The organism is Caballeronia arvi, assembly GCF_001544695.2.
GTDB lineage: Bacteria > Pseudomonadota > Gammaproteobacteria > Burkholderiales > Burkholderiaceae > Caballeronia > Caballeronia arvi.
Window position 1 is genome coordinate 43,368 of the sequence record NZ_FCOM02000046.1, and the last position, 24,313, is coordinate 67,680.

The following is a 24,313-nucleotide window of genomic DNA, read 5'->3' on the forward strand; positions in this document are numbered from 1 at the left end:
CAGTTCGGCGGCGCGCGTTTCGTCGTCTCGCGAATACACCTTCCCGCGCGGGAGATTTCCCATGTTGTTGCATCAGCTAGTCGATCGATTCGGCCCGGCGATCGTTTTTGTCAACGTGATGGGCTCGGCGCTCGGGCTGCCCGTGCCCGCAATGCCGACGATGATCATCGTCGGCGCGTCCGTCGCACTGATGGCGGTCGACGGCGGCGCGTTCTGGCCGCCGCTCGTCGGCGTGCTGTGCGTCGCGGTGGCGGGCGGCGTGCTCGGCGATCTCGTCTGGTTTCAGGGCGGGCGCAAGTACGGCGACAAGACGCTCAAAACCATCTGCAAACTTTCCCTTTCGCGCGATACCTGCGTGAAAAAGACCGAGCGCTTCTTCGGCCGCTGGGGCGTGCGCGTGCTGCTGGTCGCGAAGTTCATCCCCGGTCTGTCGCTCGTCTCCGTGCCGCTCGCGGGCGCGATGGGCGTGCGCCTGCGCAGCTTCATCGCGCACGACGGCGCGGGCATCGCGTTGTGGGGCGCGGTCGGGCTGACCGTCGGCGTGATCTTCGCGGCGCAGCTGGAAATGGTCTTCGCGATGATCTCGCAGCTCGGCCGCCAGGCGGTGATGGTCGTCGCCGCGTTGCTCGCGGTCTATGTCGTTTATCGCTGGTGGCGCCGCCGCGCGCTCATGGCGACGCTGGAAAAGGCGCGCATCAGCGTGGACGAGCTGTATGCGCTGATGAACGACGAGCCGGTGCCCGTCATCTTCGATATCCGCTCGCCGGAAAAGCGCATGCTCGATCCGCAGACGATTCCCGGCTCGCTCTTCGCCGACGAGCGCGATCTCGCGAACATCATCGAAAGCTATGACAAGTCGCGCAAGGTCGTCATCTATTGCTCGTGCCCGAACGAAGTGTCGGCGGCGTGGATGGCGAAGACGATGCGCAACGCGGGTTTTCGCGACGTCGTGCCGCTCATGGGCGGACTCGACGCGTGGCGGCTCGCCGGTTTCGATGTCGCGACGCTGACCGAGTTCGGCGAACTCATGGCGACGACGCCCGAGGAAGTCGCGGAAATGGCCGCGATGTGCCCGTGGCCGGTGAAAGCGGCGGCATCCTCGGCGGGTTCGGCATCCCTTCATGAAGCGGGTTTTCCACACGGAGATCGTGCATGAGCACCACCCCGAATGGCGAGTACGGACCAGGCATGCCGAATGTCGTCGCATGGAGCGCGCGCGAGCCTATCGAGAATCCGAACCCGAATGTCGTGCCGACGCCCGCCGCTCCGCCCATCGCGACGGATGAAAGCGCGCCGTTCTCGCCGCTCGAAACGCGCGCGCATCAGATGTTTCCGCGCCTGACGGACAGCGAAATCGAGCGCATGAGCCGCTTCGGCACCGCCGCACACTGGCGTCGTGGCGAGTGGATGTTCCGCACGGGCGAAACCGGGCGCGGCATGGTGATCGTGCTCGCCGGGCTCGTGCGCGTGACGCGGCGCAATGCGCTCGGACAGGAGCATCTCGTCGTCGAGCACGGGCCGGGGCATTTTCTCGCCGAAGTGGCGCAGCTTTCGGGCAAGCCGTGTCTCGTCGATGGCCTGGCCGCCGAGGACGTCGACGGCATCGTGATTCCGCCGGAGCGTCTGCGCGCCCTGCTCGTCGCGGAAGCGGAACTGGGCGAGCGCATCATGCGCGCGCTGATTTTGCGGCGCGTCGGGCTCATCGAAAAAGGCAGCGGCCCGGTGCTGCTGGGCCAGTCGGACGATGGCCGCCTCGTGTCGCTGCAAAGCTTTTTGCGGCGCAACGGCTATCCGCATACGGTGATCGACGCTTGCACCGATCCCGACGCCATTTCGCTGCTCGAACGCATTTCGGCATCGACCTCCGATTTCCCGCTCGTCATCTGCCCGGACGGCACCGTGCTGCGCGCGCCCGACGAGAATCAGATCGCGACGCAGCTCGGCTGGCTGCCCGAGTTCGATCCGGCGCATATCTACGATGTGGCGATCGTCGGCGCGGGGCCGGCCGGTCTCGCGACGGCGGTGTATGCGGCGTCGGAAGGCCTGTCGGTGGCGGTGTTCGATTGCCGCGCGCCGGGCGGGCAGGCGGGCGCGAGCTCGCGCATCGAGAACTATCTCGGATTTCCGACGGGCATTTCCGGCCAGGCGCTCGCCGGCCGCGCGTTCGTGCAGGCGCAGAAGTTCGGCGCGCATATCGCGATTCCGACGAAGATCAAGGCGCTCCATTGCGACTGCAATCCGATTCAGATCGAGCTGGAAAACGGCACGCGCGTGACGACGCAGACGGTCGTGATCGCGTCGGGTGCGGCGTATCGGCGGCCGGACATCGCCGGGCTCGACCGGTACGAAGGGCACGGCACGTATTACTGGGCGTCGCCGGTCGAGGCGAAGCTGTGCAAGAACGCGGAAGTCGTGCTCGTCGGCGGCGGCAACTCGGCGGGGCAGGCGGTCGTGTATCTGGCTTCGCACGCGAAGCACGTGCACGTGCTGATTCGCGGCGCGGGGCTCGCGGCGAGCATGTCGCATTATCTGGTGGAACGCATCGGTTCCTTGCCGAACGTGACGGTGCGCACGCATACGCAGATCACCTCGCTCGATGGCGACGGCCGCGCACTCACCGCCGTCAACTGCAAGACGCCCGACGGGCCGCTCACGATCGATTCGCGGCATCTGTTTCTCTTCACCGGCGCGGACCCGAACACCGACTGGCTGCGCAATTGCAACGTGAATGTCGATGGCAAGGGTTTCGTGCTTACCGGCCCCGAGGCACACGAAGGGCGCACGCAAGGCGTCCTCGCGCTCGAGACGAGCGTGCCGGGCGTGTTCGCAATCGGCGACGTGCGCTCCAGTTCCACCAAGCGCGTTGCGGCTGCGGTGGGCGAAGGCGCGGCGGTCGTCTCGCAGATTCACGGGCTGCTGGCGAAACGCGAGGCGTTGAGCGTACCGGCGCGGTAATAACGCTTCATCGATATCCCCAAACGGCCACTCTGAAGTGGCCGTTTTTATTTTCGTCATTGCGCAAAACTTCTTTATCGCGACATTCCGTCCCAGTTGCAAAATTGTGTTTAAAGCCGCGCCAGTATTGCGTTTGTGGCTGCTCATTATTGAGCTTCAAGAAATTTGATCCCTTGCGTTGAATGATTTCAACGTTTTTCATTTCTTGCTGCCTATAATCGGCTGAAAGCTTGGCGAATTTAACGCAGGCTAAAATCGGGCAGCTAAATCATTGAGCGTGTAATTTCAGAAAATCATTTATTTTGATTTTCCGAATTCGCGCGCGCGCTTTAAGCACGCCAGATCGATGCATTTCAATTAACTAAGCAGAGGAGTATGCCGTGACGCAAAAACATTTTCATGCCGAGCCTTTCGATCTCGCTTTCGAGCCGCAACGCACCGCGCTCGTGATGATCGACATGCAGCGCGATTTCGTCGAGCCGGGCGGATTCGGCGAAGCGCTGGGCAATGACGTGTCGCTGGTGCGCACGGCCATCGAGCCTTGCAAGCGCGTGCTGGGCGCCGCGCGTGATGCCGGCTTGCTCGTCATCCATACGCGTGAAGGGCATCGCGCCGATCTGACCGATTGCCCGCCCGCGAAACTCACGCGCGGCGGCAAGACCTTCATCGGCACCGACGGACCGATGGGACGCATCCTCGTGCGCGGCGAGAAGGGCCACGACCTGATTCCCGAGCTCTATCCGTTGGCCGGCGAGCCGGTCATCGACAAGCCGGGCAAGGGCGCCTTCTATGAAACGGATCTGCATCTCATCCTGAAGAATCACGACATCCGCACGCTCATCGTGTGCGGCGTGACGACCGAGGTGTGCGTCACGACCACGGTGCGCGAGGCAAACGATCGCGGCTTCGAATGCATCGTGCCGCAAGACTGCGTCGGCTCGTACTTCCCGGCGTTCCAGAGGTCCGCGCTCGAGATGATCAAGGCGCAAGGCGCGATCTTCGGCTGGGTGAGCGAAGCCAGCGCGGTGATCGAGGCGCTGCGCGGCTGAGCGGGATGAGCCCGATTTCGCTGCAAGGCCTGAGCATCGGCTATCTGGCGCAGCCGGGCTTGTCGCGCACCGCGCATTACGCGGTGCACAGCAGCTTTCGGCACGCGCTCAATCTCGTCGCGGAAACAACGGAAGCGGGTGGTTGGCTCACGCTCGTCGATGCCGCCTGCGAAAACCTGCCCTCCGGCGCGCGCGTGAGCGTGCCGCCGCATTGGGACTGGCGGGCGCACGCGCGTCAGGGCGATCGGATCGCGGTGCAAGGCGCGCAGCTTCGTGGCGCGGGATGGCAGGTCGATCTGGCGGGCGCGGCATGCTGGCGGCCTATCACGCAACGCGGCAATGGCGGGCGCCCGTCGGCGCGAGCGTTGTCGGTGCGGTATGCGCTCGCCGCGCAGCGTCTCCGGGCGCATTGCGCGCAGCATGTCGTCGATGGCGCGCTCCAGTGGCTGCCCGGCTGGCCCGCGCATGCACGCGCCGTGAAGCTGAGCACGCTGGACGACGCCGCAACGCTTGCAGGCGCCGTTCGCGCGCTGGTGGGTTTCGGCGGCGGCCTCACGCCGGATGGCGACGACTATTTGCTGGGCTATCTCGCGGCGCTTTGGAGAGCACACGGTCAGCCGGAAATCGAGTCGCACCGGCACGCTTTATCGGCGATTTTGCGCGCGCAATTGCATCGGACGAACGATATCAGCCGCCATTATCTGCAACTCGCGCTCGACGGGCATTTTTCCGAGCCGGTCGACCGGTTTTTATCGATCACATCGAGTGCGGAACCAGGCGCGGATTTCGTCGATGCAGCCGATGCCGTCATGAGTTGGGGCGCAGCTTCGGGTGTGGATTGTCTCGCCGGCATTTTGCACGGAATGCGCGCATGGCAGGAGGTGTTTCACATGCGCGATGCGAAAACATCAATCCGGCAATGTGCATAAAGAGAATGGGCGATTTCAGTCGAATCGAAAATAGTATGGAGAAGGTGCAATGGCCACCAAAATCGAAACTTTCAAGAATCTATATCAGGATTCGGTTTCCCTGATGCAGATTTCGGCGCAGATCGGCAAGCTGCCGGGCGTCGAGCAGGCGTCGGTCGTCATGGGCACGCCGGCCAATCTCGTGCAGCTCGCCGACGCCGGCCTCGGCGCCGACGTGCAGGCGAGCCCGAACGATCTCGTGATCGCCGTGCGCGGCGACGAAGCGGCCTGCGACGAAGCGCTGCGCCTCGCGAGCGAGCGCCTGAGCGCGCGCGCGGCGAGCCCCGAAGCGCAGACGACCGAAGCGCTCGCGCCGACGAGTCTCGCGATGGCCTGCGAAGAAGACGCGGCGTCGAACCTCGCGCTCATTTCGGTGCCGGGCGACTACGCGGTGGCGGAAGCCATCAAGGCGCTGCAACTGGGCATGAACGTCATGCTTTTCAGCGACAACGTCAGCATGGCGCAGGAAAAGGCCATCAAGACGCTCGCGCGCGAGAAGCGGCTCATCGTCATGGGGCCCGACTGCGGCACCGCCATCGTCAACGGCATGCCGCTCGGCTTCGCAAACGTGGTGCGGCGCGGCGGCATCGGCGTGGTGGGCGCCTCGGGCACCGGCTTGCAGGAAGTGACCTGCCGCATCGATCAGCTCGGCGCGGGCATTTCGCAGGCGCTCGGCACGGGCGGACACGACCTGCACGAAGAGATCGGCGGAATCTCGATGCAGTTCGGCCTCGACGCACTCGCCGAAGACCCCGACACGCGCGTGATCGTGCTGATCTCGAAGCCGCCCGCGCGCGCGGTGGCAGAGCGCATTCTCGAGCGCGCGCAGAAGGCGGGCAAACCCGTCGTCGTGAATTTCCTGGGCGCGGCCGAGGACGAGATGCGCGCGCCGGGCATCACGCCTGCCGCGACGCTCGTCGATGCCGCGCAGTTCGCCGTCGCGTTGCTGAACGGCGCGCCGCTGCCCGCCACGCTTGCGCGCGTCGAGCCGCACGATGAAGCGACGCTCGCCACGCACAGTGAAGCGCTCGGCGCGCGGCGCAGGTTCATCCGCGGCGTGTTCGCGGGCGGCACCTTCTGCTACGAAAGCCAGTTGCTGTGCCGTGACGAGGGCTTTGAAGCAAGCTCGAACACGCCGGTGAAAGGCAACGCGAAACTCGCGGACATCTGGGCGAGCCGGGGCCACACGATCGTCGACATGGGCGACGACGATTTCACGCGCGGCCGTCCCCATCCGATGATCGATCCGACCTTGCGCGACGAGCGCGTGCGCGCCGAGATGCTCGATCCCGAAACGGCCGTCGTGCTGTTCGATCTCGTGCTCGGCTACGGCGCGGCGAGCGAACCGGCGCAGGGCCTCATCGCGTTGCTCGCACGGGCACCGCGCGATGACAGGCCAGTGCTCATCGCGCACGTGTGCGGCACGCAAGCCGATCCGCAAGTCAGAAACCGTCAGATCGATGCGTTGCGTGAAGCCGGCGTGCTGGTCGCCGGATGCAATGCCGAGGCCGCGCTGTGGGCGAGCCGCGTCGCGCGCCTGCAGGCGCAGCGTCACGCGTAAAAGAACAGGAGCAAGAGAATGAACCGATTGTTTGGTCAGCCACTGAAAGTGGTGAACTGCGGGCTGTCGAGCTTCGCCGACAACCTGCGCCTCGCGGGCGGCGACGTCATCCACGCGAACTGGCAGCCGCCCGCACTCGGCGACGTCGACGCCGGCCTCGATCTCGCCTGGCTGATGCGTCATCCGCTCGTCGAGGCGGCGAACGAAGCTGCGTTCGCGCGCTATCTCGAAGCGCAGCCCGTGCTCGCCGATGTCGTCACGGCCGCCGATGCGCTTCCCGCCATGAACGAACGCAAGCTGATCCTGCACTCCGGGCCACCGATCGCGTGGAACGACATGTGCGGTCCGGTGAAGGGCGCGATCATCGGCGCAGTGATGCTCGAAGGCTGGGCGGCGGATCACGCCGCGGCCGAGCGTCTGATCCTGGACGGCAAGGTCGATCTCGAACCGTGTCATCACCATGACGCCGTCGGTCCGATGGCGGGCATCATCAGCCCGTCGATGCCGCTCTTCGTCGTCGAAAACAAGGTCAACGGGCACCGCACCTACAGCAATCTGAACGAAGGCCTTGGCAAGGTGCTGCGCTTCGGCGCAAACAGTACGGAAGTGCTCGAACGGCTGCGCTGGATGAAGGCGACGCTCGCGCCCGCGCTGAAGGCCGCGCTCGCCGTGTCGGGCGAGATCGAACTGAAGCCGCTGATGGCGCAGGCGCTGCACATGGGCGACGAGGTCCACAACCGCAACAGCGCGGCGACCGGGCTTTTCATCAAGCGCATCGTGCCGGCGCTGCTCGGCACGCCGCTGCCGCTCGCGCAGATCCGCGAAGCGAGCGCGGCGATCATCGCCAATGATCACTTCTTCCTGAACATTTCGATGGCCGCGTGCAAGTCGATGATGGATGCCGCCGCCAACGTCCCGTTCAGCTCGATGGTCACGGTGATGGCGCGCAATGGCGTGAACTTCGGCATCCGTCTGTCGGGCACGGGCGGCCGCTGGTTCCAGGCGAAAGCCAATCCGGTCGAAGGCCTGTTCTTTCCCGGCTACGGTGTGGACGATGCCGCCGCCGATCTCGGCGACAGCGCGATCACTGAAACGGCGGGCGGCAATCCGGCTTTCACGCTGCCAGCGCTGAATTTCGCACCGACCGCAGCGGGCATCGACGCGCGCAAGGTCGCCGATCGCGGCATCCTGCCGGTCATCAACACGGGCATCGCCCATAAGGAAGCGGGCGTCGGGCAGATCGGCGCCGGCATCACGACCGCGCCGATGGAGTGCTTCGTCGAAGCCATCAAGGCACTGGCCGATGCAGTGAAACATCACGAAGGACGAGCATCATGACGATTCGAAAACCTCTGGCCGTCGTCGCCGTAGGCGGCAACGCACTCATTCGCGACGATCATCATCTGAGCATTCCCGACCAGTACGAAGCAGTGACGGAAAGCGCGACGCATATTGCCGACATGATCGCGGCGGGATGGAACGTCGTGCTCACGCACGGCAACGGCCCGCAGGTCGGCTTCATCCTGCGTCGCTCGGAACTCGCCGCGCAGGAAGTCGCGCCCGTGCCGCTCGATTACGCCGTGGGCGATACGCAGGGCGCGATCGGCTACATGTTCCAGAAGGCGCTCACCAACGAGTTGAAGCGGCGCGGCATCGAGCGGCGTGTCGTTGCACTGGTGACGCAGACGTGCGTGAGCGCGGACGATCCGGCCTTCGAGAAGCCGAGCAAGCCGGTCGGCGCATTCTTCGATGAAGCGACCGCGAAGAAGCGTCAGGAAGAGTACGGCTGGACCCTGATGGAAGACGCGGGGCGCGGCTGGCGGCGCACGGTGCCGTCGCCGGAGCCGCTGGAAATCATCGAGCGCGATGTGATCGCTACATTGCTCGCGCAGGGCTGCGTGGTGATCGCATGCGGCGGCGGCGGCATTCCGGTGGTTCGCAAGAACGGCAAGCTCCAGGGCGTCGAGGCAGTCATCGACAAGGATCTCGCATCGGCGTTGCTGGCGCAGCAATTGAAGGCCGATCTCCTGCTCATTCCGACGGGCGTCGAGCAGGTTGCGGTGAACTTCGGCACGCCCGAGCAACGCTGGCTCGACACGATGAGCGTGAGCGAGGCGCGCGAGCTCATCGCGCAGGGGCAATTCGGCGCGGGCAGCATGCTGCCGAAGGTGGAAGCGATTCTGCGTTTCGTGTCGCACGCGGGACCGGACGGCCACGCGGGCGAAGGTCTCATCACGAGCCCGGCGGCGATTAAACCCGCACTCGAACGCCGCACGGGAACCTGGATCACGCCGTGAAGATGCGACGGCATCCTCCAATTCAATAAGGAACACGAAATAATGAACGACAAGACGTTGCTTGCAGTGAACGGCACGCTGATGCGCGGCCTCGAGCTGAATCACAACATGATCGCCGCGCACGGCGAATTCGTGCGCGAAGACCGCACGGACGCGTGCTATCGCATCTGGAGCATCGGCGATCGCCATCCCGGCATGCTGCGCGTGAAGAGCGGCGGCGTGGCCGTATCGCTCGAAGTCTGGGCGCTGCCGATGGCCAGTCTCGGCACGCTCCTGCTGAGCGAACCTGCAGGCCTCTCGATCGGCAAGGTCGTGCTCGCGGACGGCAGCGAAGTGCTCGGCGTGCTCGCGGAACCGTGGCTCGTCGAAGGACAGAAGGAAATCACCGCGTCAGGCGGATGGCGCGAATACACCGGCCATCGCCACACACCCTGAATCGGTCGGGCAAGACTCCAAAGGAACTGTCATGAGCAAGTCAAACGAGAGCCGGGCAAGCGCGGTGTCGAGCACCGCACCCGGCCATCGAATCGCGATGATCCTGCTTGGCATCGCCGTCACGCCGGTGCTGCTGTCGTCGTCGAGCCTCGGCAACCAGATGTCGAACGGCGATCTCATCAAGGTCGTGTGCATCGGCAGCCTGATTCTCGCGATCCTCGCATCGATCACGATCTCGGTCGGCGAGAAGGCGCGCCTGCCGACTTACGGCATCGTGAAATATCCGTTCGGCGAGAAGGGCGCGATCGCCATCAACGTCCTGCTGGCAATCAGCCTGTTCGGATGGATCGCCGTCACCGCCAGCATGTTCGGCCATTCGGTCGCCGATCTGCTCGCGCAGCACGGCGTGCATGTGCCCGTGCCGCTGCTGGTCGCGATCGGCTGCGTGATCTTCGTCGCGTCGACCGCGTTCGGCTTCGCCGTGCTCGGCAAGATCGCACAGTTCGCCGTTCCGGTCATCGCACTGATGCTGTGCTATCTCGTGCGCGTAGCGCTCGGGGGCCAGGCGCCCTCCGTCGAGATGATGTCGGCCATGCCGATGGGCGTCGCGGTGTCGTCGGTGGTCGGAACGATCATCGTGCTCGTCGCGACGCTGCCGGATTTCGGCAGCTTCACGCACAACCGCAAGCATGCAATCGGCGGCGCGCTGCTCGCGTTCCTGATCGCCTATCCGCTGCTCTACTGGGCTGGCGCGACACCGAGCGCACTGACCGGCAAGAACTCGCTGCTCGCCGCGATGGCGATGTTCGGTGCGACCCTGCCCGCCGCACTGATGCTGATCTTCGCGACTGTGACTGGCAACGCGGGCAACATGTTTCAGGGCACGCTCGTCACCTCGACACTCCTCACGCGCTTTCCGAAGTGGCAGATCACCGTGGCGCTCGGCGTGCTCGCTGCGATCGTCGGCAGCATGGACATCATGTCGTGGTTCATTCCGTTTCTGCTGTTCCTCGGCATCGCGACGCCGCCCGTCGCGGGCATCTATATCGCCGACTTCGCGATGTATCGCCGCGCGGGGTATGATCCCGCCGCGCTCGTGCGCGAGCCGCAGGTCAAGTTCATGACGTTCGTCGCGTGGATTCTCGGATCGCTGACGGGTTTCGCCACCGTGAAGGGCATGTTCACGGTCACGTCGATCCCGTCGCTCGATTCGATTCTCGTCGCGTGCGTCGGCTACATGATTCTGAGCCGCATCGCACCGGCGCGCGGCGCCGTCAGGCCAAGCCGGCATTGACGCGGATTATGTGAGCGAAAAGGGCGCGGTGCATCCGCGCCCTTTTCGCGTGTCGGAAGAAGAACACTCATGTGGGATCAGGCTCGATGTTCACATCGGACGAAAGCATCCGGATAGTCCGGATGGTGGCGCAGTACGAAAGCATCACGGCGGCAGCGGAACGTCTGAACAAGGTGCCGTCGGCGATCAGTTATACGGTCAGGAAGCTGGAGGAATCGTTCGGCGCGAAGCTGTTCGAGCGGCGCGGCTGCTATATCAGGCTCACGGCCGCCGGCGAATATTTCATCGCGCACAGCAAGTCGATTCTCGATGACCTGCTGGCGCTCAAGTGCAATCTCGCCATCGTTCAGGGCGGCGTCGAGCCCGAGCTCACCGTGGCCGTCAACAACATCGTGCCGCGCGATGCGCTCATCCAGTTCGTGTGCGATCTCGAACAGGCGTTTCCGGCGACACGCGTGACGATTCAACAGGAGGTCTACAACGGCTGCTGGGACGCGCTATATGCCGACAAGGCGGATCTCGTGATCGGCGCGCCGCACTTCGTGCCGAAGACCGATGGCATCACGAGCGTTCCGCTCGGCAATCTCGCATGGGAGTTCCTCGTGGGCGCGGAACATCCGCTCGCGGATGCGAGTCATATGCTGCCAAGCGCTGAACTGCGCAGATATCCGGCCGTGTGCATCAAGGACACGTCGATCGATTTCGATTCGATGCATGCGTGGCTCCTCGAAGGACAGAAGCCGATCTTCGTTCCCGATTTCTCGATGGCCGTGCGCATCATCGCGCGCAACGCGGCGATCGGTTATGTGCCGGCACACATTCGCGCGGCATTCAGCGACGCCCGCCTCGTCAGCAAGTCGATTCAGGAACAGAAGCATGCGACGCGGCTGTTTCTCGCGCATCGCTCCGATGGCGTCGGCAAGGTGAGGGCGTGGTGCGTCGACTATCTGCTCCAGCCGCAGATGCGTGCGTGGTTATGCGGCGATTCCGGTCACATCGCGTGAGCGGACGGAAAGTGCAGCGTGAATTCGATCCATCCGTCTTGCGTGCATGTGGCGGACGCGCTGCCGCCATGCAGACGCATGATCGCCTGCACGATCGATAACCCGAGCCCGCTCGATTCGGTGAACTCGCTGCGCGCCGCGTCGCCGCGATAGAAGCGGTCGAAGAGCTTTTCGAGCTCTTCCTGTCCGATGCGCGCGCCATGATTGCCCACGACGATGCGCGCGCCTTCTTCGTCCGCGTGCCCGCTCAGGCGCACGACGGTCCCCGCCGCCGCATAACGCACTGCATTCACGACGACATTGCCGATCGCTCTGCGGCACATGATCGCATTCGCGAGCATCTCGCCGTCAGCGTCGATTTCGAACGTGATGCGGCGCTCGTCGGCGATACCTTCGAAATAAGCGCCAATCGTTTCAAGCTCCTCGCGGATATCGAGCCGCTCGCGCTCGATGCGTTGCGGCCCGTGATCGGCCTGTGCGAGAAAGAGAATGTTCTGCGCGATGCGCGCGAGCCGCTCCAGTTCCTCGAGATTCGATTCGAGCACACTGCGATATTCCGCGACGCTGCGCTCATGCGCGAGCGTGACCTGCGTTTCGCCGATCAACACGCCGATGGGCGTGCGCAATTCATGCGCGAGATCGGCGGAGAATTGCAGCAGACGCTCGTAGCCGTGCTCCAGACGATCGAGCATTGCATTGAACGAAGCGGCGAGACTCTGCAATTCCGCGGGCGCATGCGCGACATCGAGCCGTGAAGACAACTGGTTCGGCGTGATCTCCGCGGCTTTGTCGGCCATCGATCTGAGCGGCTTCAGCCCGCGGCTCGTGACCCACCAGGCGAGCAGCAGCGTGACGAGCACCGCGCCGATCACGTTGATCCACACGCGCACCAGATACGTCGATAACACATGCGCTTCCTGCGTCATCACGTGAGCCGCGATGATCTCCACGACCTCGCCGCTTTCACCGATACGCGCCTGCGCGCCGAGCCAGCGCATGCGCACGCCATCCGCGCGCGTGCCTTCGTAGAGATCGTCGAGCCCGATGGGACGCGTCACCGGCACGACCTTCAGCGGCGGCAGCGGCATCTGTTCGGGATTCACGTTGATGAAAGGCGTGACGCCCGCGCGGCGAAAGATGATGACGTCCTGCCGGTCGCCGAGCATCGTTTCGAAGAGGCGGGGACGTGCTTCGATTTCCTTGATCGTGTAGAGATCGTGCAGCAGCGAACGAAAATGCTCGACGCGTCCGATCAATTGATAATCCGCCCGCGTGGAGAGCGCGAGATTCGTCGCGTGATACAGCGATGCGCCGACCATGCCCACGACGACGCACACGATCACCGCGAACGATAGCGCGATGCGTACCGCGAGCGAACGCGAAGGCCGGTTCAAGGATTCTCCCCGAACGAATAGCCGATGCTGCGCACCGTGTGAATCAGCTTCAGATCGAACGGATTGTCGATCTTCGCGCGCAGCCGCTTGATCGCGACATCGACGACATTGGTGTCGCTGTCGAAATTCATGTCCCACACTTCCGATGCGATCAGCGTGCGCGAAAGCGCTTCACCCTGATGCTTGCAAAAGAGATGCAGCAGCGCGAACTCCTTGTTCGTCAGCGCGATATCGATACCTTTACGTGTGACCTTGCGGCGCAGGACATCGACATGGAGATCCGCGATCTGAAACGTGTCCGATTCGCGCATCACGCCGCGCCGCAGCAGCGTGCGGATGCGCAGCACGAGTTCCGTGAATGAGAAAGGCTTGACGAGATAATCGTCGGCGCCGAGTTCGAGCCCGTGAATGCGGTCCGTCACGTGATCGCGTGCCGTGAGAAAAATGACAGGCAAGTCACGTTTCGCGCGCAAGGCCGACATGATCTGCCAGCCGTCGATGCCGGGCAGCATCACGTCGAGCACGATCAGCTCGTAGTTGTTCGCGAGCGCCTGATGCAGTCCATCCGTGCCGTTGCGCACGAGTTCGACCTGATAACCGGACTCGATGAGCCCTTTTTTCAGGTAGTCGCCGGTCTTGCGGTCGTCTTCGATAACGAGGATGGTCATGCTGGCGCTGCGTTCGATGAATTGCCGACATTCTAGCCAGAGCTGCTGCATGTCCCGCGAAAGATGACAAAAAAGTCATCGAGAGGTCATCGATCGATCAGCGCCGCGCCGCTAACATGCCCTTCGTCATCTCATACGCGAGGCACGACGTGCAAGTACAACCGCTATGGCTGCGCATTACGCACTGGCTCAACGCGCTCGCCGTGTTGATCATGGTGACGAGCGGCTGGCAGATCTACAACGCATCGCCGATATTCAAATCGATTACGTTCTCGCCCGCGATCACGCTGGGCGGCTGGCTCGGCGGCGCGCTGCAATGGCATTTCGCCGCGATGTGGCTGCTGGTCGCGAACTTCATCGTCTATCTCGCGATGAATCTCGTCACCGGACGCTTTCGCCGCCGCATGTTTCCGCTGTCCATCAAAAGCGTTTTCACCGATGCGTTCGATGCGCTGCGCGGCAAGCTCGGCCACGATGATCTCACGCACTACAACGCCGTACAAAAGTTCGCGTATCTCGCGGTGACTGTGGACATCGTGATCGTGATTCTGTCGGGACTCGCGGTGTGGAAGTCCGTGCAGTTTCCGTTGCTGCGCACGCTGATGGGCGGTTATGACAGCGCGCGCGTCGTGCATTTCTTCGGCATGAGCTTTCTGGTGGCGTTCTTTGTCGTGCATATCGCGATGGTTGCGCTCGTGCCGCGCTCGCTCGTGTTGATGATTCGAGGTCGTTAAGCCATGTCGCTCAAGCTATTCAAATCGAGGCCCGATGCCGAGCTCATCATCAAGGATGCCGCGAAGGAATTAAAGGCGCCGGCGCGCCGTTTATTCGGCAAGCGCATTCTTTCGCTCGGAGGGCTCGCGATGCTGTCGGGCTGCAATATCACCGACGACAAATCCGTCAACGCGATGCTGCGCCGCATTTCGTTCTTCAACGACGACGTGCAGGCGCTGCTGTTCGACCCGAACAAGCTCGCGCCGACGTATCCGGAATCGATGATCACGCGGCCATTTCCTTTCAACGCGTTCTATGACATCGACGAAGTGCCGGAAGTCGATCCGTCGACATACAGGCTGGCAGTCGGCGGACTCGTGAAAGGCAAGCGTGTCTGGACGCTCGACGAACTGCACGCGATGCCGCAGGAAAGCCAGGTCACGCGGCATATCTGCATCGAAGGCTGGAGCGCGATCGGCAAGTGGGGCGGCGTGCGCTTCGCGCGTTTTCTTGCGCTCGCAGGCGCCGATACGAGCGCGAAATACGTGGCCTTTCACTGCGCCGACAACTACTCGACGAGCATCGATATGCCGACCGCACTGCACGCGCAGACGTTGCTCACGCTGACTTACGACGGCCAGATCCTGCCGCCGAAATACGGCTTTCCGATGAAGCTGCGCATGCCGACCAAGCTCGGCTACAAGAATCCGAAGCATATCGTCGCGATCACCGTGACGAATGATTATCCCGGCGGTTACTGGGAGAACCAGGGCTACAACTGGTTCGGCGGTTCGTAATCCACTACTTTGCTTTACATCCATCGAAAGGAGAACGCATGTCGATTCGCATGAAACTCGGCGTCAGCATCGTGACGCTCGCACTCGCTTCCGCCGCCTTCGCTCAGACGCCCGCTGCAAAGCCTGCGCGCATTCGTGGCGATATCGTGTCGCTGTCCGGCGATACGCTCACCGTGCATCGACGCAGCGGCGACACGGTGAAGATCGCCGTCAAGGCCGACACGCCGGTGACCGCGCTGAAAAACATCAAGCTGCAGGACATCAAGCCGGGCTCGTTCGTCGGCACGGCGGCGACCACCGGCACCGACGGCAAGCTCACCGCAACCGAAGTGCTCGTGTTCCCCGAAGCCGCGCGCGGCACGGGTGAAGGCCACTATGCATGGGACCTTGGTCCGCAGAGCTCGATGACCAACGCGAACGTCGATCAGGTCGTGCAGGGCACGAGCGGCCGCGATCTGAAGCTTTCGTACAAGGGCGGCTCGAATGCGGTGACGGTGCCGGAGAACGTGCCTGTCGTGACTTTCGCGCCCGCGACGCACGACGATCTGAAGCCCGGCAAGAAGGTGTTCGTCGTCGCGAGCCCGGCGGGATCGGACTTTGCGGCGCAGCGTATCGTCGTTGAGAAGGATGACGTCGTGCCGCCGATGTAAGCGATCGCGCTTTGCCTGCGCCCGCCGGATTGATGCCGGCGGGCGTTTTGTCATCTTCGAGTTGTTAAGGATATCGAATAGAAAGTTGAACGAAAGCATCCTGCAATAAGTGCCAGTTTCGAGAGTGTAACGGTGTAACACGCGGAAAAAATAGCGTAGCCGAACTGCCAGCTTCGCCTTCTAGGATGCGATGAGACGCTCACCCGATGCCAGGAGAACCGAATGCTCAGTCCACACGAAATTTCCACGCTCTTGCTGGTTCAACGCTCGCCTCATCAAGTCGAAGTCTCCGGACAGAGCACGACGCATCTTCGACAGGAAGCGCTCATCGAGATCAGACGCATGCCAACCGGCGACTCGATGCCGCTTCTTACGCAGAAAGGGCAGGACATGCTGATGCGCCTCGATGCACTCTGGAAGCTGTGTACCTCCGAAAGCGACGAAAGCGAATGACGCGAGCGCTTTCATGCTCGCAAGCGTATTCTGTGTTTCCATTTCGACCACACGGAGCGTGCAAGTGACTCGATCGAATCAACCGACCGTCGCGTTGCTCGGCGCAGGCAGTATGGGATCGGCCATCGGCCGCGCTTTGACGCAAGCGGGCGCGCGCGTGCTGACATCGCTCGAAGGCCGCAGCAGCGCGAGCGCAACGCGCGCACGCGAAGCCGGCATGGAAGACGCGAGCCTCGAAGCACTGGCCGCCTGCGAATTCGTGCTGTCGATCGTGCCGCCCGCGGTCGCGGTCGAGACCGCCGAACGCATGGCGCCCGTGCTCGGACGCGCGAGCGTGCGTCCCGTCTATATCGACTGCAATGCGATCAATCCCGATACCGTCGGCAAGATCGAGCGCACGCTCGCATCAACGGGCACGCCGTTCGTGGATGGCGCGATCATCGGCGCGCCGTCGTCGCCCAAGTTCTACATGTCGGGGCCGCACGCGCATCGCGCACAGGCGCTCGCCGATGCCGGCCTCGTCGTGCGCATGCTTGACGGTCCCATCGGTGCGGCATCCGCACTCAAGATGTCGTATGCGGGCATCACGAAGGGATTGACCGCGCTCGGCTCGGCCATGTCGCTCGCCGCGATGCGTAACGGCGCGGGCGACGCGCTCTTCGCGGAACTCGCGGAAAGCCAGCCCGCGCTTGCCGCGTGGCTCGCGGGCAATGTGCCGAAGATGCCGCCGAAGGCGTATCGCTGGGTCGCGGAGATGGAAGAGATCGCGCAGTTCATCGGCGACGAGTTCGCCGAGCATCGCATCTACGAAGGCGCGGCGGGGCTTTATGCGCGGCTGGCGAGCGACAGGGACGCGACGGATGCGCTCGAACGCTTCTTCGGCCGACGCGCCTGATGAGCGACGCTACACGCGCGCAATAGCCGTTTCCTGCATGTGCTCGAAGAAGCGCGTCGCGCGCCGGTCGCCCGCATAGGCGGAGTTGATGCGCACCCACGGACACGCTTCGCCGTTCGGACGGCAGTAGCTGCCCGGTGCGAGCGTCACGCCGAACTTCAGAGCTTCATCGACGAGCACCGCTGAATCGTCGATGCCCGGCACTTTCGCCCAGACGAAGTTGCCGCCGCTCGGTTCGTCGAATACGTCCCAGCCGTGCGCTTCGAGCGTCTGCACCGCGCTCGACAGCGAATCGCGCACGCGCTTGCGCAAACGCTCCAGATACTTGCGATACGTGCCGCGTTCGAGCAGGCTCGCCGCGACGCTCTCCGCGAAACGCGAGCCGCCGAGGCTCGTCAGCACCTTCACGTCGACGAGATTCTTGACGAGCTCGCGATTCGCCACGAGATAGCCAATGCGCAGTGACGACGACAAGGTCTTCGATAATCCGCCAACGTAGATCACGCGATCGAGCTGGTCGAGCGACGCGAGCCGTTGCGTCGGCACGGCCTGAAAGTCGGCGTAAATGTCGTCTTCGACGATGGTGAAGCCGTGCTGCGTCGCGAGTTGCAGCAACTTGAACGCGACCTGCGGCGCGATGTTGGTCGCGGTCGGATTCTGGAACACGGTGTTGAGGAAGAAGAGCTTCGGCTGATGCTGCTTGAGCAGCGCCTCGGCGACATCGACATCCGGTCCGTTCGCGAGCCGCGGCACGCCGACGAGCCGCACGCCTTGCAACTTCAGCAAGCCGAAAAGATTGTAGTAACCGGGATCTTCGACGAACACCGTATCGCCCGGTTTCAGCATGTAGCGCACGATGAGATCGAACGCCTGACTCGCGCCGCTCGTCATCATCACGTTCGGCAGATCGGCGTCGATGCCGAGCGCGTTGATCCGCATGGCGATCTGCTGGCGCAAATTGGTGTCGCCGTGGGGAAGGGCGTAGTCGACCACGCTGGACACGTCGACGCGCGACACCTGACGGATCGCCTGCGTGAGACCGTCCACGTCGCGCCAGGCTTCGGGTACGAAACCGCTCGACAGCTTCAGCGTCTCGCCGGGGTAGTTGAACTGCTGAAGGATCTGGTTCGATTCCTCTTCGGCGAGGCGCGGATCGCAGTTGCTCGTTTTGCTGTCGTGTTCCTCGACGTGATCGGCCACGTAAAAGCCCGAGCCGTGTTTCGGCTGAATCAGCCCGCGCGACGCAAGGCGGTCGTAGGCCTCGATGACCGGAAAGCGGCTGATGCGCTGCTCGGCGGCCAGCTGACGGATCGACGGCAGCTTGGCGCCTGCCAGCACGCGGCGCGAGCGGATCATTGCCTCGATCTGGCTGACGATCTGCTCGGTCAGCGGCACGCCGGTGCCGCCGTTGATATGAAGCGGAAGTGCGTTCATCGTGTTTTAAGTGTTCGGTCGGGATGAGTGAACAGTTGGATTTTGCTGTTCGCCGGTGTCGTGACGGCCATTCGAACGCATCCGAAAACCGCCGTCAAGCCTGTCCAGATGGCTATCCGCGCTGTCTTTATAGTGTACACATCCGACACCCCTATACAAACTGTTCGGTGATTTCAGCTTAACAGTTCCATTGCAACTGTGCAGAAGTGTTCATTCAAGGTGTTCGGAATCGGTCGAATAATGCGCTCAACGGCTGCGCTCACTTCGATACAGCGGCCACCGGTTCATTGAGGAGCAGCATCATGCGTGAGATCCGTAGTTTCGAACTCGACCGGCGCGATGCGCCGACGCGCTGGGTGATCGATCGGCCGCAGACCCTGCGCGTCAAGCGCGGGCAGCTCTGGCTGACGATCGAAGGCGAGACCGGCGATCACTGGCTGAACGCCGGCGCGTCCGTCGAACTGAAGCCGTACACGACGATCTGGGTCAGCGCGACGGCTGACGCGAGCTGGTTTTCGCTGGCTTCCGATTCGACGCGCGGAAGCGCGCAGCGCCTGAGCCAGATCGTGCGCGCGTGGTTCGCGCGCCGGACGCCGTCGGCTCACATCGCGATCCTGAAAGCGTAGGGGCGAAAAAAGCCCGGCGAAAAAAAACCCGGCCGTGGCCGGGTCCAATGTTCCCGCGCTCTTTCGAGCGCGGTCACCTGCAAAGTTTTCTTACGCCGCGAGCAGCGATCGCAGCACGAACGGCAGAATCCCGCCGTGTTTGTAGTAGTCGACTTCGATCGGCGTGTCGATGCGCAGCAGCACCTGCACGCGATCTTCCTTGCCGTCCTTGCGATGGATCACGAGCGTGACTTCCTGCTGCGGCTTGAAGTCGTCGCCGAGGCCTTCGATGTCGTACGTCTCTTCGCCTGTGATGTTGAGCGACTGCACGCTGTCGGAGCCCTTGAACTGCAGCGGCAGCACGCCCATGCCGACGAGGTTCGAGCGATGGATACGCTCGAAGCTGCGCGCGACCACGGCCTTCACGCCGAGCAATTGCGTGCCCTTCGCCGCCCAGTCGCGCGACGAGCCCGTGCCGTACTCTTCACCCGCGAAGATGACGGTCTGCGTGCCGGCATCGATGTACTTCATCGCGGCGTCGTAGATCGACAACTGTTCGCCGCTCGGCTGATGAATCGTCAGGCCGCCTTCGACGCGCGTGCCGTCCGCCTTCGCCGGGATCATCAGGTTCTTGATGCGCACGTTCGCGAAGGTGCCGCGCATCATCACGTCGTGGTTGCCGCGGCGCGAGCCGTAACTGTTGAAGTCGGCCTTCTGCACGCCGTTCGCCTTCAGCCAGACGCCCGCCGGCGACGTTTCCTTGATCGAGCCCGCCGGGCTGATGTGGTCGGTCGTCACCGAATCGCCGAAGATGCCGAGCGCGCGTGCGCCCTTTACCGCGGGGATCGAATCGGCCGGCTTCATCGAGAAGTCGCTGCCGAAGAACGGCGGCTCGGCGATGTACGTCGACTTCGGCCAGTCATACACCTGACCGCTTTCGCCTTCGATCTTGCTCCACAGATCGCCTTCCTTCGTGAGCTGCGAGTAGTTCTCGCGGAACGCCTTCGCGTCCAGCGCGTACTTGAGCAGCGCGTGCACTTCTTCGCTCGTCGGCCAGATGTCGCCGAGGTAGATGTCGCGGCCGCCCGTGCCCTTGCCGACCGGCTCGGTCATCAGGTCGCGCGTGATGTTGCCCGCGATCGCGTAAGCGACGACGAGCGGCGGCGAGGCCAAAAAGTTCGCGCGGATGTTCGGGTGAATGCGCGCCTCGAAGTTGCGATTGCCCGACAGCACCGCTGCCGCGACGATATCGTTCTTCGTGATCGCGTCGTTCAGTTCCGGCGTCAGGTCGCCTGCGTTGCCGATACACGTCGTGCAGCCGTAAGCCGCGAGCGTGAAGCCGAGCTGGTCGAGGTACTTCAGCAGGTCCGTCTTCGTCAGATATTCGGTGACGATGCGCGATCCCGGCGCCAGCGACGTCTTGATGTGCGGCGCAACGGTCAGGCCGGCTTCGACGGCCTTCTTCGCAAGCAGGCCGGCCGCGAGCAGCACGCTCGGGTTCGACGTGTTCGTGCACGAGGTGATCGCCGCGATCAGCACGTCGCCGTTCTTCACGTTGACGCCATCGGTCGTCGTGTAGTTCGCTTCGAGCTCGGCGGGCTTCTTGTTGAAGCCGTTTTCGCCGACGGGCTTCGAGAACAGATCGGTGAACGTGCTCTTCACGTTGCCGATCTCGATGCGGTCCTGCGGACGCTTCGGGCCTGCGAGCGACGGCGCGACCGTGCCGAGATCCAGCGTGAGCGTCTTGGTGTAGTCGATGTCGCCGGCCTTCGGCACGCCCCACAGCTTCTGCGCCTTGAAATACTGCTCGAACGCGGCGATTTCGGCGTCGGTGCGGCCCGTGCCCTTGAAGTAGTCGATGGTCTTTTCGTCGACGGGGAAGAAGCCCATGGTCGCGCCGTACTCGGGCGCCATGTTGCCGATGGTTGCGCGATCCGGCACCGCGATCGACGCCGTGCCCTCGCCGAAGAACTCGACGAACTTGCCGACGACCTTCTCCTTGCGCAGCATTTCGGTGATCGTGAGCACGAGGTCGGTGGCCGTGCAGCCTTCGCGCAGCTTGCCCTTCAGCTCGACGCCCACCACATCCGGCGTCAGGAAGTACACCGGCTGGCCGAGCATGCCCGCTTCCGCTTCGATGCCGCCCACGCCCCAGCCCACCACGCCGATGCCGTTGATCATCGTCGTGTGCGAATCGGTGCCGACGAGCGTGTCCGGATAGTAGACGCCGTCCTTCTTGTGCACGCCGCGCGCGAGATATTCGAGGTTCACCTGGTGCACGATGCCGACGCCCGGCGGCACGACCTTGAACGTATCGAACGCCTGCATGCCCCACTTCATGAACTGGTAGCGCTCGTTGTTGCGCTGAAACTCCAGCTTCATGTTCAGGTCGAGCGCGTTCGGCTCACGGAAGTGATCGATCTGCACCGAGTGATCGACGACGAGGTCGACCGGCACGAGCGGCTCGATCGCCTTCGGATCCTTGCCGGTGCGCTTCGCGACGCCACGCATCGCGGCGATATCGGCGAGAAGCGGCACGCCGGTGAAATCCTGCAGCACCACGCGGGCAACGACGAACGGAATTTCATCGACGCGCGCTGCATTCGGCTTCCAGTTCACGAGTTGCTCGATGTGCTCCTCGGAGATCTTCTTGCCGTCGTAGTTGCGCAGCACCGACTCGAGCACCAGACGGATCGAAACGGGCAGGCGCTGAATCTTGACCTTCAGTGCGTCGCCGAGTTGCGGCAGTGAGTAGAACTTGCCTTTGCCGGAACCGCTGTCGAATTCCTTGAGCGTATTGTGGAGATTGTGGGCCATGTTTATTTTCCTTGGGCTAAGACGAGGAAAGTGCTTCTTCTAAATCACATACAGATCGACATATTCATTGACCGGCATGGCTTCGAGCCTTGCCTGATCGAGCGACACCGCGAGGATCGCCTGCTGTTGCTTCTGCGGGAATCGCCGCGCGAGGTTCGTTTTGAACTTCTCGACGAGCAGCGGAATGCCGTCCACGCGGCGGCGCTTGTGACCGATCGGATACTCGACTGCGATTTCATCGAGCCGGGTGCCGTCGTTGAACTCGACGGTCAGCGCGTTCGCGATCGAGCGCTTGTCCGGGTCGTGATAATCCTTCGTGTATTGCGTGTCTTCCACGCATTCCATCTTCGCGCGCAACGTATCGATGCGCGGGTCTTGCGCGATCGAATCTTCGTAATCGGCGGCGGTGAGACGGCCATGAATCAGCGGCACGGCGATCATGTACTGAATGCAGTGATCGCGGTCTGCCGGATTGTTCAACGGACCTTTCTTGTCGATGATGCGGATCGCCGCTTCGTGCGTCCGGATCGTGATCTTCCTGATGTCCTCGACGCTCTTGCCGGCTTCTTTCAGCTTGCCGTGCAGCGTCATCGCGGCTTCGACCGCGGTCTGCGCGTGGAACTCGGCAGGAAATGAGATCTTGAAGAGCACGTTCTCCATCACGTACGAGCCGTACGGGCGCTGGAACTCGAACGCATTGCCCTTGAAGAGCACATCGTAAAAGCCCCACGTTTTAGCGGTCAAAACAGACGGATAGCCCATCTCGCCGGTCTTCGCGATCAATGCGAGACGCACGGCGCGCGAGGTCGCGTCACCGGCGGCCCACGATTTGCGCGAGCCCGTGTTCGGCGCATGACGATAGGTGCGCAGCGAATGGCCATCGACGAAAGCGAGCGATACCGCGTTGATCAGCTCGTCGCGCGTGAGTCCGATCATCTGCCCGACGACGGCCGTCGAAGCGAGCTTCACGAGCAGCACATGATCGAGACCGACCTTGTTGAACGAATTCTCCAGCGCGATGCAGCCTTGAATTTCGTGCGCCTTGACCATCGCGATCAGGACGTCTTTCATCGTGAGCGGCTTCTTGCCCGACGCGATCGCATTGCGCGAAAGCCAGTCGGCGGTCGCCAGAATGCCGCCCAGGTTATCCGACGGATGGCCCCATTCGGCTGCGAGCCATGTGTCGTTGAAATCGAGCCAGCGGATCATCGCGCCGATATTGAACGCGGCCTGAACCGGGTCGAGCTGAAACTGGGTGCCCGGCACCTTCGCACCGTTGGGGACGATCGTGCCCGGCACGATGGGTCCAAGGAGCTTGGTGCAGGCGGGGTACGAGAGGGCTTCGAGTCCGCAACCGAGCGTGTCGATGAGGCAGTTGCGCGCCGTTTCGAGCGCAAGCGTGCTGTCGACGTTGTAGTTGACAACGTAATCGACGATATCGACAAGTACCTTGTCCGGATCAGGGCGGACATTGGTGATCGGTGCGGACATCGAATGATTCCTGATGTAAGTGCTGCCTGACTTACTGCACGTTCTTGATCAGCTGTTCCGACTGCGTGGGCGCGGGGGCGCCTGCGGCCATGGCCGGCGTCACGCATTCGTCGGCGAGGCGCGACGAGTCCTTGTCGGAGAACAGCATTGCTTTCGACGGGATCACGACCAGGTCCATGCCCGACGCCGGATCATGGAAACGGTCTGCGCCCGTCGTCGTGTCCTGACGGGGAAGCTTGTAGTCCTTCTTGGCCCAGTTCACCGTGACGATGGTGTCACGCTTCATGTCGCCTTTCAGGTAGAAAGCCTGGCCGTCCTTACACGCCCATTTCACTGCACCTTCCGGGATCGGATCAACCTTTGCCGCCGCGGCCGCTTCGGCCTTGGGGCTGCGCTTGATCAGGCGGCGAGCCGGGGCAGGACGCTTGGCCGTGGAGGTGGCCTTGCTCGTGCTCGAATCGGTGGCCGTCGCGGCGAAGGCGTCGGCGCTGACGAAGACGCTCGTCGTTGCCAGCGTTCCGGCGAATGCAGCGATCAGAAGTTTATTCATCGAAAAAAACCTTTCAAAAACATGGGGGTTGAATGACTGTGTGCCGCGCGGCGTGGATCTCTGCGTCGCGAAATCCGATCGCGCAGCCTTCTATTTTCGCTTATTTATCGGGACGAACCTCAAATTCTCCGGTCCGGTGTAATTCGCGCTCGGCCGGATGATCTTGTTGTCGATGCGTTGCTCGATGATGTGCGCGCTCCAGCCCGACGTGCGCGAGATCACGAAAAGCGGCGTGAACATGGCGGTCGGCACGCCCATCATGTGATACGAAACCGCGCTGAA

General features: G+C 63.0%; 24 protein-coding genes. 16 read left to right on the forward strand and 8 right to left on the reverse strand.

All coding sequences use genetic code 11. The annotated features are described in order from the left end of the window. The first annotated feature begins 64 nt into the window (after positions 1-64). Positions 65-1,156: a DedA family protein/thiosulfate sulfurtransferase GlpE gene (locus AWB74_RS32905; protein WP_407642498.1), complete on the forward strand. Its 1,092-nt coding sequence runs from the start codon at positions 65-67 to the stop codon at positions 1,154-1,156. Further along, complete coding sequence (locus tag AWB74_RS32910; protein ID WP_061150797.1) at positions 1,153-2,955, forward strand: FAD-dependent oxidoreductase; 1,803 nt, start codon at positions 1,153-1,155, stop codon at positions 2,953-2,955. Before AWB74_RS32905 ends, AWB74_RS32910 begins: the two co-directional genes overlap by 4 nt. 7 nt (positions 2,956-2,962) lie before the next feature. Here the strand turns inward: AWB74_RS32910 and AWB74_RS45850 are convergent, their stop codons facing one another. Beyond that, positions 2,963-3,157, reverse strand: coding sequence for a hypothetical protein (locus tag AWB74_RS45850; protein ID WP_143749362.1), 195 nt, complete (start codon positions 3,155-3,157; stop codon positions 2,963-2,965). 178 nt (positions 3,158-3,335) lie between these two features. Here AWB74_RS45850 and AWB74_RS32915 point away from each other — a divergent pair, with 178 nt between their 5' ends. The 8 genes from AWB74_RS32915 to AWB74_RS32950 all read left to right on the forward strand — a co-directional run bounded on the left by AWB74_RS32915 (position 3,336) and on the right by AWB74_RS32950 (position 11,563). Beyond that, entirely contained in the window at positions 3,336-4,004 is a 669-nt protein-coding gene (locus AWB74_RS32915) for a cysteine hydrolase family protein (RefSeq protein WP_061150798.1), read from the forward strand. Positions 4,005-4,009: 5 nt separating this feature from the next. Then, complete coding sequence (locus AWB74_RS32920; protein WP_061150799.1) at positions 4,010-4,933, forward strand: DUF2877 domain-containing protein; 924 nt, start codon at positions 4,010-4,012, stop codon at positions 4,931-4,933. A 49-nt stretch (positions 4,934-4,982) separates the two neighbouring features. Continuing rightward, positions 4,983-6,533 (forward strand): acyl-CoA synthetase FdrA, encoded by a 1,551-nt coding sequence (fdrA, locus tag AWB74_RS32925; protein WP_061150800.1) that lies wholly within the window; start codon positions 4,983-4,985, stop codon positions 6,531-6,533. 18 nt (positions 6,534-6,551) lie between these two features. Beyond that, positions 6,552-7,871 carry a YlbE family protein gene (locus AWB74_RS32930; RefSeq protein WP_061150801.1) on the forward strand — a complete coding sequence of 440 codons (1,320 nt, stop codon included), beginning with the start codon at positions 6,552-6,554 and terminating at the stop codon, positions 7,869-7,871. Next, positions 7,868-8,830, forward strand: coding sequence for a carbamate kinase (gene arcC / locus AWB74_RS32935; protein ID WP_061150802.1), 963 nt, complete (start codon positions 7,868-7,870; stop codon positions 8,828-8,830). The genes AWB74_RS32930 and arcC overlap by 4 nt, the downstream gene beginning before the upstream one ends. Before the next feature lie 42 nt (positions 8,831-8,872). Next, positions 8,873-9,265: an allophanate hydrolase-related protein gene (locus AWB74_RS32940; protein WP_200822067.1), complete on the forward strand. Its 393-nt coding sequence runs from the start codon at positions 8,873-8,875 to the stop codon at positions 9,263-9,265. 31 nt (positions 9,266-9,296) lie between these two features. Continuing rightward, positions 9,297-10,559, forward strand: a complete 1,263-nt coding sequence (locus tag AWB74_RS32945) for a cytosine permease (protein WP_061150804.1) — start codon at positions 9,297-9,299, stop codon at positions 10,557-10,559. 86 nt (positions 10,560-10,645) lie between these two features. Beyond that, positions 10,646-11,563, forward strand: coding sequence for a LysR substrate-binding domain-containing protein (locus tag AWB74_RS32950; RefSeq protein WP_061150819.1), 918 nt, complete (start codon positions 10,646-10,648; stop codon positions 11,561-11,563). Here the strand turns inward: AWB74_RS32950 and AWB74_RS32955 are convergent. Then, positions 11,551-12,957, reverse strand: coding sequence for a heavy metal sensor histidine kinase (locus tag AWB74_RS32955; protein WP_061150805.1), 1,407 nt, complete (start codon positions 12,955-12,957; stop codon positions 11,551-11,553). The genes AWB74_RS32950 and AWB74_RS32955 overlap by 13 nt on opposite strands. Next, positions 12,954-13,625: a heavy metal response regulator transcription factor gene (locus AWB74_RS32960; protein WP_061150820.1), complete on the reverse strand. Its 672-nt coding sequence runs from the start codon at positions 13,623-13,625 to the stop codon at positions 12,954-12,956. The genes AWB74_RS32955 and AWB74_RS32960 overlap by 4 nt, the downstream gene beginning before the upstream one ends. A 116-nt stretch (positions 13,626-13,741) precedes the next feature. Between AWB74_RS32960 and AWB74_RS32965 the strand changes: the two genes are divergently transcribed. The 5 genes from AWB74_RS32965 (at position 13,742) to AWB74_RS32985 (ending at position 17,134) form a co-directional block, all read left to right on the forward strand. After that, positions 13,742-14,359 carry a cytochrome b/b6 domain-containing protein gene (locus tag AWB74_RS32965; protein WP_061150806.1) on the forward strand — a complete coding sequence of 206 codons (618 nt, stop codon included), beginning with the start codon at positions 13,742-13,744 and terminating at the stop codon, positions 14,357-14,359. Positions 14,360-14,362: 3 nt separating this feature from the next. Beyond that, positions 14,363-15,136, forward strand: a complete 774-nt coding sequence (locus tag AWB74_RS32970) for a molybdopterin-dependent oxidoreductase (protein WP_061150807.1) — start codon at positions 14,363-14,365, stop codon at positions 15,134-15,136. A 38-nt stretch (positions 15,137-15,174) separates the two neighbouring features. Beyond that, complete coding sequence (locus AWB74_RS32975; protein ID WP_061150808.1) at positions 15,175-15,786, forward strand: hypothetical protein; 612 nt, start codon at positions 15,175-15,177, stop codon at positions 15,784-15,786. A 222-nt stretch (positions 15,787-16,008) separates the two neighbouring features. Beyond that, entirely contained in the window at positions 16,009-16,239 is a 231-nt protein-coding gene (locus tag AWB74_RS32980; RefSeq protein WP_061150809.1) for a regulator of G-protein signaling domain-containing protein, read from the forward strand. Positions 16,240-16,303: 64 nt separating this feature from the next. Beyond that, on the forward strand, positions 16,304-17,134 hold the full coding sequence (locus tag AWB74_RS32985) for an NAD(P)-dependent oxidoreductase (protein WP_061150821.1): 831 nt from the start codon (positions 16,304-16,306) through the stop codon (positions 17,132-17,134). Between the two features lie 9 nt (positions 17,135-17,143). Here the strand turns inward: AWB74_RS32985 and AWB74_RS32990 are convergent, their stop codons facing one another. Further along, positions 17,144-18,568: an aminotransferase-like domain-containing protein gene (locus AWB74_RS32990; RefSeq protein ID WP_061150810.1), complete on the reverse strand. Its 1,425-nt coding sequence runs from the start codon at positions 18,566-18,568 to the stop codon at positions 17,144-17,146. A 302-nt stretch (positions 18,569-18,870) separates the two neighbouring features. Between AWB74_RS32990 and AWB74_RS32995 the strand changes: the two genes are divergently transcribed. Then, positions 18,871-19,194, forward strand: coding sequence for a DUF2917 domain-containing protein (locus tag AWB74_RS32995; protein ID WP_061150811.1), 324 nt, complete (start codon positions 18,871-18,873; stop codon positions 19,192-19,194). 90 nt (positions 19,195-19,284) lie between these two features. Here the strand turns inward: AWB74_RS32995 and acnA are convergent, their stop codons facing one another. The 4 genes from acnA to AWB74_RS33015 form a co-directional block, all read right to left on the reverse strand. Beyond that, complete coding sequence (acnA, locus tag AWB74_RS33000; RefSeq protein WP_061127450.1) at positions 19,285-21,990, reverse strand: aconitate hydratase AcnA; 2,706 nt, start codon at positions 21,988-21,990, stop codon at positions 19,285-19,287. A gap of 39 nt (positions 21,991-22,029) precedes the next feature. After that, positions 22,030-23,481: a bifunctional 2-methylcitrate dehydratase/aconitate hydratase gene (locus AWB74_RS33005; RefSeq protein WP_061150812.1), complete on the reverse strand. Its 1,452-nt coding sequence runs from the start codon at positions 23,479-23,481 to the stop codon at positions 22,030-22,032. Between the two features lie 31 nt (positions 23,482-23,512). After that, the gene (locus AWB74_RS33010; RefSeq protein WP_061150813.1) at positions 23,513-24,031 is read right to left on the reverse strand and encodes a hypothetical protein; all 519 of its coding nucleotides are present in this window, start codon (positions 24,029-24,031) and stop codon (positions 23,513-23,515) included. Positions 24,032-24,121: 90 nt separating this feature from the next. Continuing rightward, a partial coding sequence (locus AWB74_RS33015) for a citrate/2-methylcitrate synthase (protein WP_087039333.1) occupies positions 24,122-24,313 on the reverse strand: 192 nt, incomplete at its 5' end.

Excerpts from the sequence above, each read along its gene's own strand:
- arcC (WP_061150802.1), top strand. The coding sequence starts at position 7,868 with ATGACGATTCGAAAACCTCTGGCCGTCGTCGCCGTAGGCGGCAACGCA.
- AWB74_RS32975 (WP_061150808.1), top strand. The coding sequence starts at position 15,175 with ATGTCGATTCGCATGAAACTCGGCGTCAGCATCGTGACGCTCGCACTC.
- AWB74_RS33005 (WP_061150812.1), bottom strand. The coding sequence starts at position 23,481 with ATGTCCGCACCGATCACCAATGTCCGCCCTGATCCGGACAAGGTACTT.
- AWB74_RS32940 (WP_200822067.1), top strand. The coding sequence starts at position 8,873 with ATGAACGACAAGACGTTGCTTGCAGTGAACGGCACGCTGATGCGCGGC.
- acnA (WP_061127450.1), bottom strand. The coding sequence starts at position 21,990 with ATGGCCCACAATCTCCACAATACGCTCAAGGAATTCGACAGCGGTTCC.
- AWB74_RS32995 (WP_061150811.1), top strand. The coding sequence starts at position 18,871 with ATGCGTGAGATCCGTAGTTTCGAACTCGACCGGCGCGATGCGCCGACG.
- AWB74_RS33010 (WP_061150813.1), bottom strand. The coding sequence starts at position 24,031 with ATGAATAAACTTCTGATCGCTGCATTCGCCGGAACGCTGGCAACGACG.
- AWB74_RS32950 (WP_061150819.1), top strand. The coding sequence starts at position 10,646 with ATGTTCACATCGGACGAAAGCATCCGGATAGTCCGGATGGTGGCGCAG.
- AWB74_RS45850 (WP_143749362.1), bottom strand. The coding sequence starts at position 3,157 with ATGAAAAACGTTGAAATCATTCAACGCAAGGGATCAAATTTCTTGAAG.
- AWB74_RS32910 (WP_061150797.1), top strand. The coding sequence starts at position 1,153 with ATGAGCACCACCCCGAATGGCGAGTACGGACCAGGCATGCCGAATGTC.
- AWB74_RS32930 (WP_061150801.1), top strand. The coding sequence starts at position 6,552 with ATGAACCGATTGTTTGGTCAGCCACTGAAAGTGGTGAACTGCGGGCTG.
- AWB74_RS32920 (WP_061150799.1), top strand. The coding sequence starts at position 4,010 with ATGAGCCCGATTTCGCTGCAAGGCCTGAGCATCGGCTATCTGGCGCAG.
- AWB74_RS32980 (WP_061150809.1), top strand. The coding sequence starts at position 16,009 with ATGCTCAGTCCACACGAAATTTCCACGCTCTTGCTGGTTCAACGCTCG.
- AWB74_RS32960 (WP_061150820.1), bottom strand. The coding sequence starts at position 13,625 with ATGACCATCCTCGTTATCGAAGACGACCGCAAGACCGGCGACTACCTG.
- AWB74_RS32965 (WP_061150806.1), top strand. The coding sequence starts at position 13,742 with ATGCCCTTCGTCATCTCATACGCGAGGCACGACGTGCAAGTACAACCG.
- fdrA (WP_061150800.1), top strand. The coding sequence starts at position 4,983 with ATGGCCACCAAAATCGAAACTTTCAAGAATCTATATCAGGATTCGGTT.
- AWB74_RS32990 (WP_061150810.1), bottom strand. The coding sequence starts at position 18,568 with ATGAACGCACTTCCGCTTCATATCAACGGCGGCACCGGCGTGCCGCTG.
- AWB74_RS32970 (WP_061150807.1), top strand. The coding sequence starts at position 14,363 with ATGTCGCTCAAGCTATTCAAATCGAGGCCCGATGCCGAGCTCATCATC.
- AWB74_RS32945 (WP_061150804.1), top strand. The coding sequence starts at position 9,297 with ATGAGCAAGTCAAACGAGAGCCGGGCAAGCGCGGTGTCGAGCACCGCA.